This is a genomic window from Xanthobacter versatilis, assembly GCF_043193975.1.
Taxonomy (GTDB): Bacteria; Pseudomonadota; Alphaproteobacteria; order Rhizobiales; family Xanthobacteraceae; genus Xanthobacter; species Xanthobacter autotrophicus_E.
Map to the genome: position 1 here is coordinate 739,009 of NZ_JBAFVB010000002.1, position 15,743 is coordinate 754,751.

Here is a 15,743-nt window from a genome sequence, read left to right on the forward strand (position 1 = left end):
GGGCGGCCCCGACTTCGGGATTGCGAATTCTTCACAATAAACAACGTGAATTTTTCACATATTCCCAACGCCCGCAACTCCTGTTAGCCGACAGCAGCGATGGGAGCAGCGGCATCGTAAAGCTTGGGCTTTCGCCGCCTTTGAACCCTCGATAGTCTCGATTTCACAAACACGGTTCCAAGCACCGCACCTGGGGAGCGCTCGGCATGAAGGACATCCTCGAAGAGCTCGAAAGCCGGCGCTCGGTCGCCCGACTCGGCGGCGGGGCACGGCGCATCGAGGCCCAGCACGCCCGCGGCAAGCTCACCGCCCGCGAGCGTATCGAACTGCTGCTCGATCGCGGCACGTTCGAGGAATACGACACCTTCGTGCAGCACCGCTGCGTGGACTTCGGCATGGCCGACCAGAAGGTCCCCGGCGACGGCGTCGTCACCGGCTGGGGCACGGTCAACGGCCGCAAGGTGTTCGTCTTCGCCAAGGACTTCACCGTATTCGGCGGCTCCCTCTCCGAGGAGCACGCCCGCAAGATCACCAAGATCCAGGACATGGCGCTGAAGACCCGCGCCCCCATCATCGGCCTGTTCGACGCCGGCGGCGCGCGTATCCAGGAAGGCGTCGCGGCGCTGGGCGGCTACGGCGAGGTGTTCAAGCGCAACGTCGTCGCCTCAGGCGTCATCCCGCAGATCTCGCTGATCATGGGCCCCTGCGCCGGCGGCGACGTCTACTCCCCGGCCATGACCGACTTCATCTTCATGGTGCGCGACACCTCCTACATGTTCGTGACCGGCCCGGAGGTGGTGAAGACCGTCACCAACGAGACCGTCACCTCCGAGGAGCTGGGCGGCGCCAAGGTGCACACCAGCAAGTCCTCGGTGGCGGACGGCTCCTACGAGAACGACGTGGAGATGCTGCTGGAGACCCGGCGGCTCATCGACTTCCTGCCCTCCAACAACCAGGAAGGCGCGCCCGAGTGGCCGTCCTTCGACGATCCGGGCCGCTACGACGAGAGCCTCGACACCCTGGTCCCGGACAATCCCAACAAGCCCTACGACATCAAGGAACTGATCCTGAAGGTCGTGGACGAGGGCGACTTCTTCGAGATCCAGGCGGCCTACGCCCGCAACATGGTCACCGGCTTCGGCCGGATCGAGGGGCGCACGGTCGGCTTCGTCGCCAACCAGCCCATGGTGCTCGCGGGGGTGCTCGATTCGGACGCCTCCCGCAAGGCGGCCCGCTTCGTGCGCTTCTGCGACGCCTTCGAGATCCCCATCGTGACCTTCGTGGACGTGCCCGGCTTCCTGCCCGGCACGGCGCAGGAATACGGCGGCCTCATCAAGCACGGCGCCAAGCTGCTGTTCGCCTATTCGCAGGCCACCGTGCCGCTGGTCACCGTCATTACCCGCAAGGCCTTCGGCGGCGCCTATGACGTGATGGCCTCTAAGCACGTGGGCGCGGACGTGAACTATGCCTGGCCCACCGCCCAGATCGCGGTGATGGGCGCCAAGGGCGCGGTGGAGATCATCTTCCGCGCCGACATGGGCGATCCGGACAAGATCGCCGCCCAGACCAAGAACTACGAGGAGCGCTTCCTGTCGCCCTTCGTGGCGGCGGAGCGCGGCTATGTGGACGAGGTGATCATGCCCCACTCCACCCGCCGGCGCCTCGCCCGCGCCCTTGCCATGCTGCGCACCAAGAAGCTCGAGCAGCCCTCGCGCAAGCACGACAACATGCCGCTTTAAGCGGCTCTGGCCGGACCGAACGACCGCAAGCCTCAACCCCAACCGCCCTGGCCCCCTCCCCCGCCCGAACTCGGCTGTTGCCGCGTTCGGCTCTCAGAGTACCGAAGCCGGAAACATCCGGCTTCGGAGCGGGAGAGGGAGCGAGGCCGGGACAGCCGGAAAAGCCCTCTCCCGCTTGCGGGGGAGGGTTGGGAGGGGGCAGCGGTTCCCGAGACTCGTCGCGCCACTGGCGCAAAGGAACCGAACGCCATGTTCACGAAGATCCTGATCGCGAACCGGGGTGAGATCGCCTGCCGCGTCATCAAGACGGCGCGCAAGATGGGCATCAAGACCGTCGCCGTTTACTCGGATGCCGACAAGGACGCCCTCCATGTGGAGATGGCCGACGAGGCGGTGCATATCGGCCCGCCCCAGGCCGCCCAGTCCTATTTGATCGCCGAGAAGATCGTGGAGGCCTGCAAGCTCACGGGCGCGCAGGCGGTGCATCCCGGCTACGGCTTCCTGTCCGAGCGCGCCTCCTTCCCCAAGCTCCTGGCGGAGCACGGTATTGTCTTCATCGGTCCCAATCCCCATGCCATCGAGGCCATGGGCGACAAGATCGAGTCCAAGAAGGCGGCGGCGGCGGCCCATGTCTCCACCGTTCCCGGCTATCTGGGCGTGCTGGAGAACGGCACCGAGGCGGCGAAGATCGCCGACGAGATCGGCTATCCGGTGATGATCAAGGCCTCCGCGGGCGGCGGCGGCAAGGGCATGCGCATCGCCTATTCCCGCGACGAGGTGCAGGACGGCTTCGACCGCGCCAAGTCCGAGGCCAAGTCCTCCTTCGGCGATGACCGCGTGTTCGTGGAAAAGTTCATCGTCGATCCGCGCCACATCGAGATTCAGGTGCTGGGCGACAAGCACGGCAACGTCATCTACCTCGGCGAGCGCGAGTGCTCGATCCAGCGCCGCAACCAGAAGGTCGTGGAGGAAGCCCCCTCCCCGCTGCTGGACGAGGCCACCCGCAAGAAGATGGGCGAGCAGGCCGTCGCCCTCGCCAAGGCGGTGGGCTACGACAGCGCCGGCACGGTGGAGTTCGTCGCCGGCCAGGACAAGAGCTTCTACTTCCTGGAGATGAACACCCGCCTGCAGGTGGAGCATCCGGTCACCGAGCTGATCACCGGCATCGACCTGGTGGAGCAGATGATCCGCGTCGCCGCGGGCGAGCCGCTCTCCATCACCCAGGACGACGTGAAGCTCACCGGCTGGGCGGTTGAAAGCCGCATCTATGCGGAAGACCCCTACCGCAACTTCCTGCCCTCCACCGGCCGTCTGGTGCGCTATCGCCCGCCGGCGGAAGGCAAGGACGGCCCCATCACCGTGCGCAACGACACCGGCGTCTATGAGGGCGGGGAAATCTCCATCTTCTACGATCCCATGATCGCGAAGCTGGTGACCCACGCCCCCACCCGCGCCATCGCCATCGAGGCGCAGGCGGATGCGCTGGATGCCTTCGCCATCGACGGCATCGGCCACAACATTCCGTTCCTGTCGGCGCTCATGTCCCACCCGCGCTGGCGGGACGGCCGCCTCTCCACCGGCTTCATCGCCGAGGAATATCCCGACGGCTTCCATGCCCGCGCGCCGGAAGGCGAGCTGGTGCACACGCTCTCCGCCGTGGCGGCGGTGATCGACCACATCCACAATGCCCGCAAGCGGCACATTTCCGGCCAGACCTCCGGCGTGCCGGTGGCCTTCGCCAAGCGCCGCATCGTGCACCTCTCCGCCGCCGAGGAGACCCTTTCCACCGCCTGCGAGGTGGAAGCGGTGGACGGCGGCTACAAGGTGCAGATCTTCGACGCCGACGGCACCGCCGGCCACACCCACCTGCTGCGCTCCACCTGGAAGCCCGGCGACGTGGTGTGGACCGGCACCATCGACGCCGACCAGGTGGCGGTGCAGGTGCGCACCATCCCCAACGGCTACCTTCTGGCCCATCGCGGCATCGCCACCAAGGCGCGGGTCTACACCGAGCTGTCGGCTTCGCTCGCGGCGCTGATGCCGAAGAAGGAAACCGCCGGCGGCGGCAAGGAGCTTTTGTGCCCCATGCCGGGCCTCGTGGTCTCCATCGCCGTCACCCCCGGCCAGGAGGTGAAGAACGGCGAGATCCTCGCCATCGTGGAAGCCATGAAGATGGAGAACGTGCTGCGCGCCGAGCGCGACGGCGTCATCAAGGCGGTCCACGCGAAGGCCGGCGACAGCCTCGCCGTGGATGCGGTGATCCTGGAATTCGCGTGATGCGTGCGGCGCGGCGGCTTTTCAGTTCCTTCTTGCCGTGGCAGGGGGATGCGAACGGCCGCCGCGATGGCGCGCCACGTGGGAGATGAGGCCATGATCGGATCCACGCGTCTGTCGCGTCTGGCTTATGCTTTGTCGGTCGCGTTCCTGATTAGTGCGAGCATCGCATTCGCGCAGTTTCAGGATCAGCTTGGCATCCAAAGCTATGCCCGCGACGTCCGAATGGGTGTCAGCGCCACCTACGTGATAATCTCCAGTGCTCGGCTGGCTGATGCAGGCTTCCGCTACTGGCGCAGCTTCATCCTGCTGACGATCATCCTCGTGGCGCTGCCTGTCATCGGATTTTTCGCCTATACTTACTTTATTGGCCTGCCCAAAGATCCCGCAGAGCATGCGGACTTCCTGATGATCGCCGCCGGCCTGACAAACATCGTCCTCTGGGGTGCAATCTCCCTTTTCTGCCTTGCCTTCCCCACTGCAGGCGCAGGTGGGGACAGCGGGCTTGGCCCTGCAGCCGCCGACGATATCCTCGACTGGAAGCCGTCGGGCCACATCCCGCCCCAGCAGAAGCGTGAGCCGAGGTTCTGACCATGCGCCTCCTCTCCCACCTCCTCAGCCGCTTCGTGGAGAAGGGCCGCCTGACGGTCATCACCGCGGACGGGCAGCGCCATGCCTTCGGCTCGGGGCAGGATGGTCCGTCCGTCACCGTGCGCATGCATGACAAAAAGCTCGAGCGGGATCTGTTCTTCAATCCGGAGCTGGTGGCGGCGGAGGCCTATATGGACGGCCGCCTCTCCTTCGAGGATGGCGCCGGGGCGTTCGAGCTGCTCTCCCTGTTCTCGGTGAACCGCAAGGGGCTGGGCAGCCACCCGGTGCAGCAGGCGCTGCGCAAGGCGTGGCGCTCGGTGCGGCGGTTCCAGCAGGCGAACCCGGTGGCCAAGGCGAAGGAGAACGTCTCCTCCCACTACGACCACCCGGCCGCTTTCTACCGGCTGTGGCTGGACGAGACCATGGCCTACAGCTGCGCCTACTTCCGCGATCCGGAAGAGCCGCTGGCCGATGCCCAGCGCAACAAGTTCCGCCACATCGCCGCCAAGCTGAAGATCTCCCCCGGCATGCGGGTGGCGGAGATCGGCTCCGGCTGGGGCGGGCTTGCCATCTACATGGCGAAGGAATGCGGCGCTCAGGTCACCGCCATCAACGTGTCGCCGGAGCAGCTCGCCGAAAGCCGGCGGTTGGCGGAGGCGGCTGGCGTCGCCGGTTCCATCGACTTCCGCGAGGTGGATTATCGCAACCTGGAGGGCAAGTTCGACCGCGTGGTCTCCATCGGCATGATGGAGCATGTGGGCGTCTCCCACTTCGACGATTACTTCACTACCATCCGCAACCTGCTGGATGAGGGCGGCTTCGCGCTGGTGCACGCCATCGGCCGCATGTCGCCGCCCGGCACCACGGCGCCGTTCATCCGCAAGTACATCTTCCCCGGTGGCTATGTGCCGGCGCTGTCGGAAGTGTTCGCCTCCACCGAGCGCACCCATCTCTGGGTCGATGACTGCGAGGTGCTGCGCCTGCACTATTACTGGACCATCCGCGCCTGGCGGCGGAACTTCATGGCCCGCCGTGCCGAAGTGGACGCCATGATGGGCGAGCGCTTCGGCCGCATGTGGGAATTCTACCTCGCGGCAGTGGAGCTGGGATTCCTGCACGGCTCCAACATGGTGTTCCAGCTGCTGCTCTCCGAGAAGCGCGACGACGTGCCGGTGCTGCGCGACTACATGGTCGACGCCGAGCGGTCGCTGGCGGCACGGGAGGGGCGGTGATGGACACCGGTTTCACCGATCCCCGGCATGACGCTGCCGTGAAGCACTTTGTTTTTCTCCTGTTCCCTCTCCCGGAGGTCCGCTCATGACCGCCCTGCCCTTCGCGACCAACCTTGCCCCCGTCACCCGCGAGGACTGGCTGAAGCTGGTCGAGGGCGTGCTGAAGGGCGCGCCCTACGACAAGCGCCTCGTCACCCGCACCTATGAGGGCCTCACCCTCGACGCTTTGCCCGAGCGCAAGGTGAAGGCCCCCATCGTGGCGGGCCGGCCGGCCGGCGCGCCGTGGGTCATCAGCGCCCGGGTGGACCAGCCGGACCTCGCCGCCGCCCACGCGCAGGCGCTGGAGGACCTCGACGGCGGCGCCTCCGGCCTTGCCCTGGTCTATGCCTCCTCGCCCTCGGCCTATGGCTTCGGCCTGCCGGACGGCGCCGACCTGAAGGTGGTGCTCAAGGACGTGCTGCTCGACCTCATCGAGACGCGCATCGAGAGCGGTGCCTTCCAGGGTCGCGGCGAAGACCTCGCCTTCGCCGATCATGCGGAAGCCGCGGGCTTTGATCCAAAGGGCCTCGCCGTTTCCTTCGGACTGAACCCGCTGGGGGATTTCGCCGCCGCGGGCACCCTGCCCATGGCGTGGCCGCTGCTCGCCAAGCGCTTCGCCGAGACCTCCGCCATTCTTGCGGCGCGCGGCTTTGCCGGGCCGTTCGCGCGGGCGGACGGCGGCGTGTTCCATGCGGCCGGAGCATCGGACGCTCAGGAGCTGGCGGCGGTGCTCGCCACCGCCGTGGCCTATCTCAAGGCCTATGGGGAGGCCGGCATCGCCCTGTCGGAGGCGACGGCGCGCATCGAGGTCGCCCTGGTGGCGGACCTGAACCAGACCGCCACCATCGCCAAGTTCCGCGCCATCCGCCTGCTGTGGGGCGCGGTGCTGCGCGAATGCGGCCTGCCGGAAACCGCGCTGAAGGTGCACGCCACTACCGCGTGGCGCTCGCTGACCCGGCGCGATCCTTATGTGAACCTCCTGCGCAACACGGTGGCGGCGTTCGCGGCCGGCGTGGGCGGGGCGGACAGCCTCACGGTGCTGCCCTTCACCCAGGCGCTGGGCCTGCCCGACGCCTTCGCCCGGCGCCTTGCCCGCAACACCCAGGTGATGCTGCTGGAGGAGAGCAACGTCCACCGCGTGGCCGATCCCGGCGCCGGCGCCGGCGCGGTTGAGGCCCATACCGACGGGCTCGCCGAAAAGGCGTGGGACCTGTTCCGCACCATCGAGAAGCGCGGCGGCATGGCCGACGTGCTGGAAGACCGATGGCTGAAGGCCGAGATCACCGAGGTGAAGGCCCGCCGCGACAAGGATGTGGCCACCCGCAAGGCGCCCATCACCGGCACCTCGGAATTCCCCATCCTGGTGCAGCAGGCGCCGGAAGTGCTGGCGCCTCTGCCCGCCACCTTCGAGCCCGTGGCCGACGGCGCACTGACGCCCCATCGTATTGCCGAGCCGTTCGAGGCCCTGCGCGACAAGGCGGAAGCCGCCGCCAAGGCGCCGGCCGTCTTCCTCGCCACGCTCGGTTCCGTCGCCGCCTTCACGGCGCGCGCCGGCTTCGCCAAGAACTTCTTCGAAGCCGGCGGCATCGCCGCCCCAGTCCCGGACGGCTTCGCCGACCGCGACGCGCTGGTGGCCGCCTTCAAGGCCTCCGGCACGCCGTTCGCCTGCCTCGTCTCCTCGGACGAGATCTACGGCGCCGAGGGCGCCGCAACAGCCGAGGCCCTGAAGGCTACGGGCGCCAGCGCCATCTGGCTCGCCGGCAAGCCCGCCGAGCTGGAGGCGGCGCTCAAGGCGGCGGGCGTTTCCGGCTTCATCTTCGCCGGCTGCGACGTGCTGGAGACGCTGACCGCCGCGCAGGCGGCGGCGGGACTGGCCTGAGCGGGCAGGACGGGAGGCGAGCCATGGTGCACAAGATTGCGGGCCTCACCGCCCTCGCGCTCCTCTCGGCGGCGGCCATTGGCCCCGCCCGCGCCGACAACGCCAGGCGCTTCGACGGCCGGTGGGTGGTGCGCACCTCCGCCGAAAGCGGCAGCTGCGGCAAGAATTACGACTTCAAGCTGGCCGTGAAGAATGGCACAGTCACCTACGCGGGTTTTTGGCCGGTGAAGGCCACCGGCGGCATCAGCAAGCTCGGCGTGGTGCGGATGACCCTGGCCCACGGGCAGCAGAAGGTCACCGCAAAGGGCCTCGCCGAGGGTGATCAGGCCTCGGGCGACTGGTCGTCGCCCGACCATCCCAAGTGCTCCGGCTCCTGGTTTGCAAAGCGGGCCTGAGCCCGAAACCTGATCCTTTTCACCAATGCCACCGCGGCCGATTTCGAGGGAACAGAAGATGAGCCGGATCCCCAACTTCGCCGACATCGACTGGCGCGCGCCGGAGATGGTCGCCCCCTCCGCGGCCGCCGCCCCCTGGACCACGCCCGAGGGCATCCCGGTGAAGCCGCTCTATGGGCCGGCGGACATCGAGGGCCTCGGCTACATCGATACCTATCCCGGTATCGCGCCATTCCTGCGCGGGCCTTATGCCCCCATGTATGCGACCCAGCCCTGGACCATCCGGCAATATGCCGGCTTCTCCACGGCGGAGGATTCCAACGCCTTCTACCGCCGCAACCTGGCGGCCGGGCAGAAGGGCCTGTCGGTCGCCTTCGACCTCGCCACCCATCGCGGCTATGACAGCGACCATCCGCGCGTCGCCGGCGACGTGGGCATGGCCGGCGTCGCCATCGACAGCATCTACGACATGCGCACCCTGTTCTCCGGCATCCCGCTGGACCAGATGAGCGTGTCGATGACCATGAATGGGGCCGTTCTTCCCATTCTGGCGCTCTATGTGGTGGCGGCGGAAGAGCAGGGCGTGGCTCCGGCCAAGCTTTCCGGCACCATCCAGAACGACATTCTCAAAGAATTCATGGTGCGGAACACCTATATCTATCCGCCCACCCCCTCCATGCGCATCATCTCAGACATCTTCGCCTTCACGTCGAAGGAGATGCCGCGCTTCAACTCCATCTCCATCTCCGGCTACCACATGCAGGAAGCCGGCGCGACGCAGGACCTGGAGCTGGCCTATACGCTGGCGGATGGCGTCGAATATGGCCGCGCCGGCGCCGCCGCCGGCCTGCCCATCGACGTGTTCGCTCCGCGCCTGTCGTTCTTCTGGGCCATCGGCATGAACTTCTACATGGAGGTGGCGAAGCTGCGCGCCGCCCGCCTCCTGTGGACGCGTCTGATGACCGACCTTGGCGCCAAGAACCCCAAGTCCCTGCCCCTGCGCACCCATTCGCAGACCTCCGGCTGGTCGCTGACGGCGCAGGACGTGTTCAACAACGTCATGCGCACCGCCATCGAGGCCATGGCCGCGACCCAGGGCCAGACCCAGTCGCTGCACACCAATGCGCTGGACGAGGCGCTGGCCCTGCCGACGGATTTCTCCGCCCGCATCGCCCGCAACACCCAGATCCTGCTCCAGCAGGAGAGCGGAACCACCCGCCAGATCGACCTGTGGGGCGGCTCCTATTTCGTGGAGAAGCTCACCGCCGATCTCGCCGCCAAGGCCTGGGCGCACATCCAGGAGGTGGAGGCGCTGGGCGGCATGGCCAAGGCCATCGAGGCCGGCATTCCGAAGCTCCGCATCGAGGAGGCCGCCGCCACCACCCAGGCCCGCATTGATGGCGGGGCGCAGACCGTGGTGGGCGTCAACAAGTTCAAGCCCGAGCGCGACCGCATGATCGACGTGCTGAAGGTGGAGAACGCCACCGTGCGCGCCGCCCAGATCGACAAGCTCAAGCGCCTGCGCGCCGAGCGCGACCAGGCCGAGGTGGACGGCAAGCTCGAAGCCCTCACCAACGGCGCGGCGGGCAACGGCAACCTGCTGGCGCTGGCCATTGACGCGGCCCGGGCCAAGGCCACGGTGGGCGAGATTTCCGATGCGCTGGAGAAGGTGTTCGGCCGCCATCGCGCCGAGATCCGCGCCATCTCCGGCGTCTACAAGCGCGAGGCGACCGCCATGACGGACAAGGTGGGCAAGCTGCAGAAGCTGGTGGAAGCATTCGAGCAGGCGGAGGGCCGCCGGCCGCGCATCCTCGTCGCCAAGGTGGGCCAGGACGGCCACGACCGCGGCCAGAAGGTGATCGCCTCCGCCTTCGCAGACCTCGGCTTCGACGTGGACATCGGCCCCCTGTTCGCCACCCCGGAGGAAGCCGCACGGCAGGCGGTGGAGAACGACGTGCACGTGGTCGGCATCTCTTCGCTGGCCGCCGGCCATCTCACCCTGGTGCCGGCGCTGAAGGCGGCGCTGGAAGCGGAGGGCCGGGGCGACATCATGGTGGTGGTCGGCGGCGTGGTGCCCCCGCAGGACTATGACGCCCTGAAGGCCGCCGGCGCCGAGGCCATCTTTCCCCCCGGCACGGTCATCGCCGATGCCGCGAAGGAACTGCTCGCCACCCTCTCCCACCGCCTCGGGCACAATCTCGAAGCGGCGGAGTGAGTTCAGCCTCCGGGCTGGCTCCGCTGGGCTCCACCCTGCGGGTGCTGGAGCCAGCCCCGCATGTGCTCGCCTTCTATGACGGGCGGGTGCCGGGAGTGCGGCTGCATAGCGCCCACGAGAACTGGCTGGACGACGGCGCCTACGCCCTCGGCATCGCCTCTTATGCGGTGCTGGATGGCGACGAGGCGCTGGTCTACGACACCCACATCTCGCTGGCGCACGCCCGCATCATTCGGGACACGCTGGACCAGCGGGGCGCCCGGCGCATCCGCGTGTTGCTGAGCCACTGGCACGACGACCATGTGGCTGGCAACGCGGTGTTCGCCGATTGCGAGATCATCGCCAACCGTGAGACGGCCGCCCTGCTTGCCGTCCACAGGGCGCGGCTGGAGGCCGGCGACCCGCCCATCTGCCCGCTCATTCTGCCGAATGTCCTATTCGAGGAGCGGCTTGAGCTGACCGTCGGTTCGGTTCCGGTGGAGCTTTTCCACATGGATATCCATAGCCGGGACGGCACAGTCGTGCTGCTGCCGGATGGCCTTCTGCTGGCCGGCGACACGCTGGAAGACCCCATCACCTATGTGGACGAACCCGACCGCCTCGCGGCCCACCTTGAAGGGCTGGAACGGCTGGCGGCGCTCGGCGCCACGCGCATCCTGCCCAACCACGGCGCACCGGAGGTGCTCGCCGCCGGCGGCTACGGGCCAGCGCTGATCACCGCCACCCGCCTTTATGTGGAGCAACTGCTGCGCCTGAAGACCGAGCCGGCGCTGGCCGGGCAGGACCTGCGGACCTTCGCCGCCGAGGCGTTCGCGACCGGGGTCGTGACGTATTTCGAGCCCTATGAGGCGGTGCACCGGCGGAATGTGGAGGCGGTGGTCGCCTCCAACCCCTGACGCCCCCTCACCCCGCCTTGTGCAGTCCCACGCCGGCCTTGGCCTTGCCCACCAGCCCTTCCACCTTGGCCACGATGGCGTCGGCGTCGAGGCCGGCGGCAGCCAGTTGGCGGGCCTGGGTCTCCTGGTCGATGTAGATGTCGGGGAGCACCATGGCGCGCACCTTCACGGCGCCGCGGTCCAGCAGGCCCTCGTCGGTGACCAGCTGGAGCACGTGGCTGCCGAAGCCGCCCACCGAGCCCTCTTCCACCGTGACCAGCGCGCCATGGCCGGCGGCGAGCTTCAGCACCAGCTCCCGGTCGAGGGGCTTGGCGAAGCGGGCGTCGGCCACGGTGACGGTGAAGCCCGCCGCCTCCAGCCGCTCGGCGGCATCAAGGCATGCGGCAAGGCGGGTGCCGAGGGAGAGCAGCGCAATGTCGCCCTCCCCGGTTCCGTGCACGATGCGGCCCTTGCCGATGGGCAGGACCTCGCCGCGCTCGGGCCGCTCCACGCCCACGCCCTCGCCGCGCGGGAAGCGCACCGCCGAGGGGCCGTCGTCGAAGGCCACCATGGTCGCCATCATGTGCACCAGCTCCGCCTCGTCGGCGGGGGCCATCACGGTCATGCCCGGCAGGCAGGCGAGGAAGGCGATGTCGAAGGCGCCGGCATGGGTCGCCCCGTCTGCACCGACGAGGCCGGCGCGGTCGATGATGAAGCGCACGGGCAGGCCCTGCAGCGCCACATCGTGCACCACCTGGTCGTAGGCCCGCTGGAGGAAGGTGGAATAGAGCGCGCAGAACGGCTTGAATCCTTCCGCCGCGAGCCCGGCGGCAAACGTCACCGCATGCTGCTCGGCGATGCCCACGTCGAAGGTGCGCTCGGGATAGACCTGCCCGAACAGGTCCAGCCCTGTGCCCGAGGGCATGGCGGCGGTGATGGCGACCACCTTGGGATCATGCCGAGCCTGTGAAATGAGGCTCTCGGCGAACACGCGGGTGTAGGAGGGGGCGTTGGACTTCGCCTTCACCTGAGCGCCGGTCACCACGTCGAACTTGACCACGCCGTGATACTTGTCGGCGCTGGCCTCCGCGGGGGCGTAGCCCTTGCCCTTCTGGGTCACCACATGAACCAGGATCGGGCCGGTCTTGGCATCCCGCACATTCTTCAGCACGGGCAGCAGGTGGTCCAGATTGTGCCCGTCGATGGGCCCCACATAATAAAAGCCCAATTCCTCGAAGAGGGTGCCGCCGGTCCAGAAGCCACGGGCGAATTCCTCGGCCCGCGCCGCGCCGCGCTCCACGAACTTGGGCAGGTGCCCGGCGATCTGCTTGCCGATCTCCCGCAGCGAGCGGTAGGTCTGCCCCGAGATGAGCCGCGCCAGATAGGCCGACATGGCGCCCGTGGGCGGGGCGATGGACATGTCGTTGTCGTTGAGGATGACGATGAGGCGCGAATCCATGGCGCCGGCATTGTTCATGGCCTCATAGGCCATTCCCGCCGACATGGCGCCGTCGCCGATCACGCACACCACGTTGCGCTCTTCCCCCGAGAGGTCCCGCGCCACCGCCATGCCGAGGCCAGCGGAGATCGAGGTAGAGGAGTGCGCCGCCCCGAACGGGTCGTATTCGCTCTCCGCCCGGCGGGTGAAGCCGGACAGGCCTCCGCCCTGGCGCAGGGTGCGGATGCGGTCGCGCCGGCCGGTGAGAATCTTGTGAGGGTAGCACTGGTGGCCGACATCCCAGATCAGGCGATCATGGGGGGTGTTGAACACGTGGTGCAGGGCCACCGTCAGCTCGACCACGCCCAGGCCCGCGCCCAGATGCCCGCCGGTCACGGAGACGGCATCGATGGTCTCCGCGCGCAGTTCGGTGGCGAGCTGGGCCAGCTTGTCCTGGGGCAGGCGCCGCACGTCGGCGGCATCGCGAATGGTATCGAGCAGCGGGGTCTTCAGCAAAGTCACGGACAACTCCGTCCGGAACGAACCGGGAAAATGAGCCTTACACACGCGCGCGGTGGCATGCAACGGACAAGGCCGGTGGGAACGGGGTCAGCAGGCGGCCCCCTCCCCCGGCGATGCGAACGTTCGCCTGTGCTTCATACGTGCGCGGGCGGCGTTCGGCGCACTTCATCGAAACATCCCGCCATTTTTCCAGTCCGGATGGCAAAACGGTGCAGATCGAGGCACGCCAGCGCCAGCACGCAGCCTCCGGCAAGCTTGGCGATCTGAGGGAAGGTGGAGCGTGAGCGGCCGTATTTTTCCAGCACGTAGCGCTCGGACTGCATCTTGGCGCGGTTGACCTTGAAGGTCTGGCTGAACGACGGCGCGCTGGAGCGCCCGCCCGCATGGGTCACCCGCGCCGCCGGCACCACGATGATGGGAATGCGCCGGGCGATGGCGCGCAAAGAGAGGTCGTCGTCCTCGTGATAGAGGAAGATGGCCTCGTCGAAGCCGCCCAGCGTGAAGAAGGCGTCCCGCGCCATCATGAAGGCGGCGCCGTGGACGAAGCGGGTGCAATAATCACCCGCGATCTCGTCCGGCGACAGGCGCAGGCGGCGCGGCACCTGCTCCAGGATGGAGCCTTCCTTGCGCATCAGCCGGCCGTTCTCGCCCACGATGGCCGGCATCAGGATGGCCGGATCGCCATAGCGGCCAGCGGCGGCGAGCAGCGCCGGCAAGGTCTCAGCGTCCAGCACCGCATCGGGATTGAGGAACAGGACATAGGGCGTGGCCGCCCGCCGCGCGCCGGCATTGCAGGCGGTGCCGAAGCCGGCATTGGCCGGCATCTCCACAAGATCCACCGGCCGCGACAGGCCGGCGCGCCACGCGGTGCCCTCGGGGCTGGCATTGTCCACGATCACCACCGGGCACGCTGCCGGCACGCTCGCCACCGCCCGGCCTATCACCGCCCCGCTGTTGTAGGTGACGAACACCACGGTGACGGCGGACAAGGGGGAACCGGTGGACGGATCGGCGGACACGGGACCCTCGCAACCAAAGCGTTTTCAAGCGAAGCGGATACCGGTTCGCGTGAAGAAGACGCATCGACACAAATCCAGGATCGATTGCCGTGAGCGACGGCGAACGGACATCGATCCAGCCGGCAGTTGACGACCGGCCCGGTCTTCCTGCCTTCAGGAGGCCGCGAACACAAGCTCAGGCTGCGGCGCGGCGGCAAGGCGCTTCAGCTCGGGATGGGCGGCGACACCGGACATGGCCGCGAGCACCGCTTCGGGATCGATCACGCTCATGCACCGGCGCTGGTAGGGGCACAGGCTCTCGGTCGGCAACGTGCAGGGCGCGCAGCCGGCGGCGGCGTGCACCACCACGGTGGCCGGGCCGATGGGGGCCCAGACCCGGATATCGGCAAAGCCGGAGAAGAGCGCGACGGTGGGCACCCCCAGCGAAGCTGCGAGGTGGGTGGTGCCGGTATCCACCCCCACGAAGGCGGCGGCGGGTCGCATCAATGCCGGCAGGTCGGCCAGGTCCACCTGCCCCACGAAATCCCGCAGCCGCCCTTTTGGCAGCAGATTTGCCATCTGCGCAGCCGTCTCGGCCTCCTCCCCCCGCCCGATGACGGCGATGTCGAGACCGGTGCGCTCCACGATGGCGGAGGCCAGGCCGAGCCAGCCCTCCGCGGTCCAGCCCTTGATGCCGAGCCGCGTTCCCGGCGCAAGGATGACGCAATTCTGCATCTCCCCGGCCGCAACGGCGCCGCTCGCGAAGCGCACGGTCTCGCCGCCCATATCGCGGGCGTGCACCAGCGCCTCCACCAGCAGCACCAGTTGGGTGGAGGAATGGGTCATGGCCCGCCACGGCTTGCGCCGCATGCTGCGTTCCAGCTCCGGCAGCGCGATGTCGAGGGGAAAGGGATTGACCGGGTCGCCGAAGCCGACGCGGACCTTGGCGTCGAGGCCCCAGAGCAGCGCCCGCGCCTCGTCCGACTGCCTCAGGTCGATGACGATGTCGTGGGCCGGCAGCCCCATCGCCTTGAGTTCGCTCACGTCGTCGGCGTTGGCGGGGCGTGGCTCCTGCATGCGGGCGCCGAAGAAGTCAAAGCTGTAGACCGCCGCGAACAGACCCGTGGAGCGCGCGAGATCCGCCACGAACGGCGCGCACAGCAAGGATACGGCCGAGGTGGGAAACGCCGCCTGAAGCCGCTTCACGGCTGGCAAAGCGGTGATGAAATCGCCGATATGGTCGAGCTTCACCGCCAGAATGGAGGGGGATGGGCCAAGCCTGCGCAGCGTGGTCGACGGGCTTGTCCACACCTGAGCCGCCGGCGCGCCCAGCGGCGGAACGCGGGGCTTCTTCGGTTTGCCTCCACGCAGAAGATCACGCAGCTTCATGACGGCAGGTCCGGGCGAACATCACAGGATGGCACGAGCGAAGCGCACCGGTCTTAGCCCGAAAACGCCACGGCGGGCAGTATGGCATTCTTGCGTGGTGTGCAAATGCCATCCCGCAACCCGTCTGTTCTCGCCCCTGTTCTGTCCTTGCGGGGGA

General features: G+C 68.0%; 11 protein-coding genes. 8 read left to right on the forward strand and 3 right to left on the reverse strand.

Translation table 11 applies throughout. The features are described from left to right. Window positions 1–206 precede the first annotated feature (206 nt). From V5F66_RS07020 to V5F66_RS07055, 8 genes are all read left to right on the forward strand, one after another. A complete protein-coding gene (locus V5F66_RS07020; RefSeq protein ID WP_012116695.1) occupies window positions 207–1,739 on the forward strand; it encodes an acyl-CoA carboxylase subunit beta in 1,533 nt (510 codons plus the stop codon). Between the two features lie 249 nt (window positions 1,740–1,988). Then, complete coding sequence (locus tag V5F66_RS07025; RefSeq protein WP_394093535.1) at window positions 1,989–4,016, forward strand: acetyl-CoA carboxylase biotin carboxylase subunit; 2,028 nt, start codon at window positions 1,989–1,991, stop codon at window positions 4,014–4,016. Between the two features lie 93 nt (window positions 4,017–4,109). Continuing rightward, complete coding sequence (locus V5F66_RS07030; protein WP_394093536.1) at window positions 4,110–4,604, forward strand: hypothetical protein; 495 nt, start codon at window positions 4,110–4,112, stop codon at window positions 4,602–4,604. Between the two features lie 2 nt (window positions 4,605–4,606). Beyond that, window positions 4,607–5,836 (forward strand): class I SAM-dependent methyltransferase, encoded by a 1,230-nt coding sequence (locus V5F66_RS07035; protein ID WP_394093537.1) that lies wholly within the window; start codon window positions 4,607–4,609, stop codon window positions 5,834–5,836. Between the two features lie 85 nt (window positions 5,837–5,921). Beyond that, the gene (locus tag V5F66_RS07040; protein WP_394052936.1) at window positions 5,922–7,754 is read left to right on the forward strand and encodes a methylmalonyl-CoA mutase family protein; all 1,833 of its coding nucleotides are present in this window, start codon (window positions 5,922–5,924) and stop codon (window positions 7,752–7,754) included. 23 nt (window positions 7,755–7,777) lie between these two features. After that, on the forward strand, window positions 7,778–8,149 hold the full coding sequence (locus tag V5F66_RS07045) for a hypothetical protein (RefSeq protein ID WP_394052938.1): 372 nt from the start codon (window positions 7,778–7,780) through the stop codon (window positions 8,147–8,149). Between the two features lie 58 nt (window positions 8,150–8,207). After that, on the forward strand, window positions 8,208–10,364 hold the full coding sequence (scpA, locus tag V5F66_RS07050) for a methylmalonyl-CoA mutase (protein WP_394093538.1): 2,157 nt from the start codon (window positions 8,208–8,210) through the stop codon (window positions 10,362–10,364). Next, window positions 10,361–11,260 carry an MBL fold metallo-hydrolase gene (locus V5F66_RS07055; protein WP_394093539.1) on the forward strand — a complete coding sequence of 300 codons (900 nt, stop codon included), beginning with the start codon at window positions 10,361–10,363 and terminating at the stop codon, window positions 11,258–11,260. Before scpA ends, V5F66_RS07055 begins: the two co-directional genes overlap by 4 nt. A 7-nt stretch (window positions 11,261–11,267) precedes the next feature. Here V5F66_RS07055 and dxs read toward each other — a convergent pair whose 3' ends face one another. From dxs to V5F66_RS07070, 3 genes are all read right to left on the reverse strand, one after another. Next, a complete protein-coding gene (gene dxs / locus V5F66_RS07060; protein ID WP_394093540.1) occupies window positions 11,268–13,199 on the reverse strand; it encodes a 1-deoxy-D-xylulose-5-phosphate synthase in 1,932 nt (643 codons plus the stop codon). Window positions 13,200–13,333: 134 nt separating this feature from the next. Further along, window positions 13,334–14,218, reverse strand: coding sequence for a glycosyltransferase family 2 protein (locus V5F66_RS07065; RefSeq protein ID WP_394093541.1), 885 nt, complete (start codon window positions 14,216–14,218; stop codon window positions 13,334–13,336). 153 nt (window positions 14,219–14,371) lie between these two features. Further along, window positions 14,372–15,586, reverse strand: coding sequence for a glycosyltransferase family 9 protein (locus V5F66_RS07070; protein ID WP_394093542.1), 1,215 nt, complete (start codon window positions 15,584–15,586; stop codon window positions 14,372–14,374). Window positions 15,587–15,743: the final 157 nt, after the last annotated feature.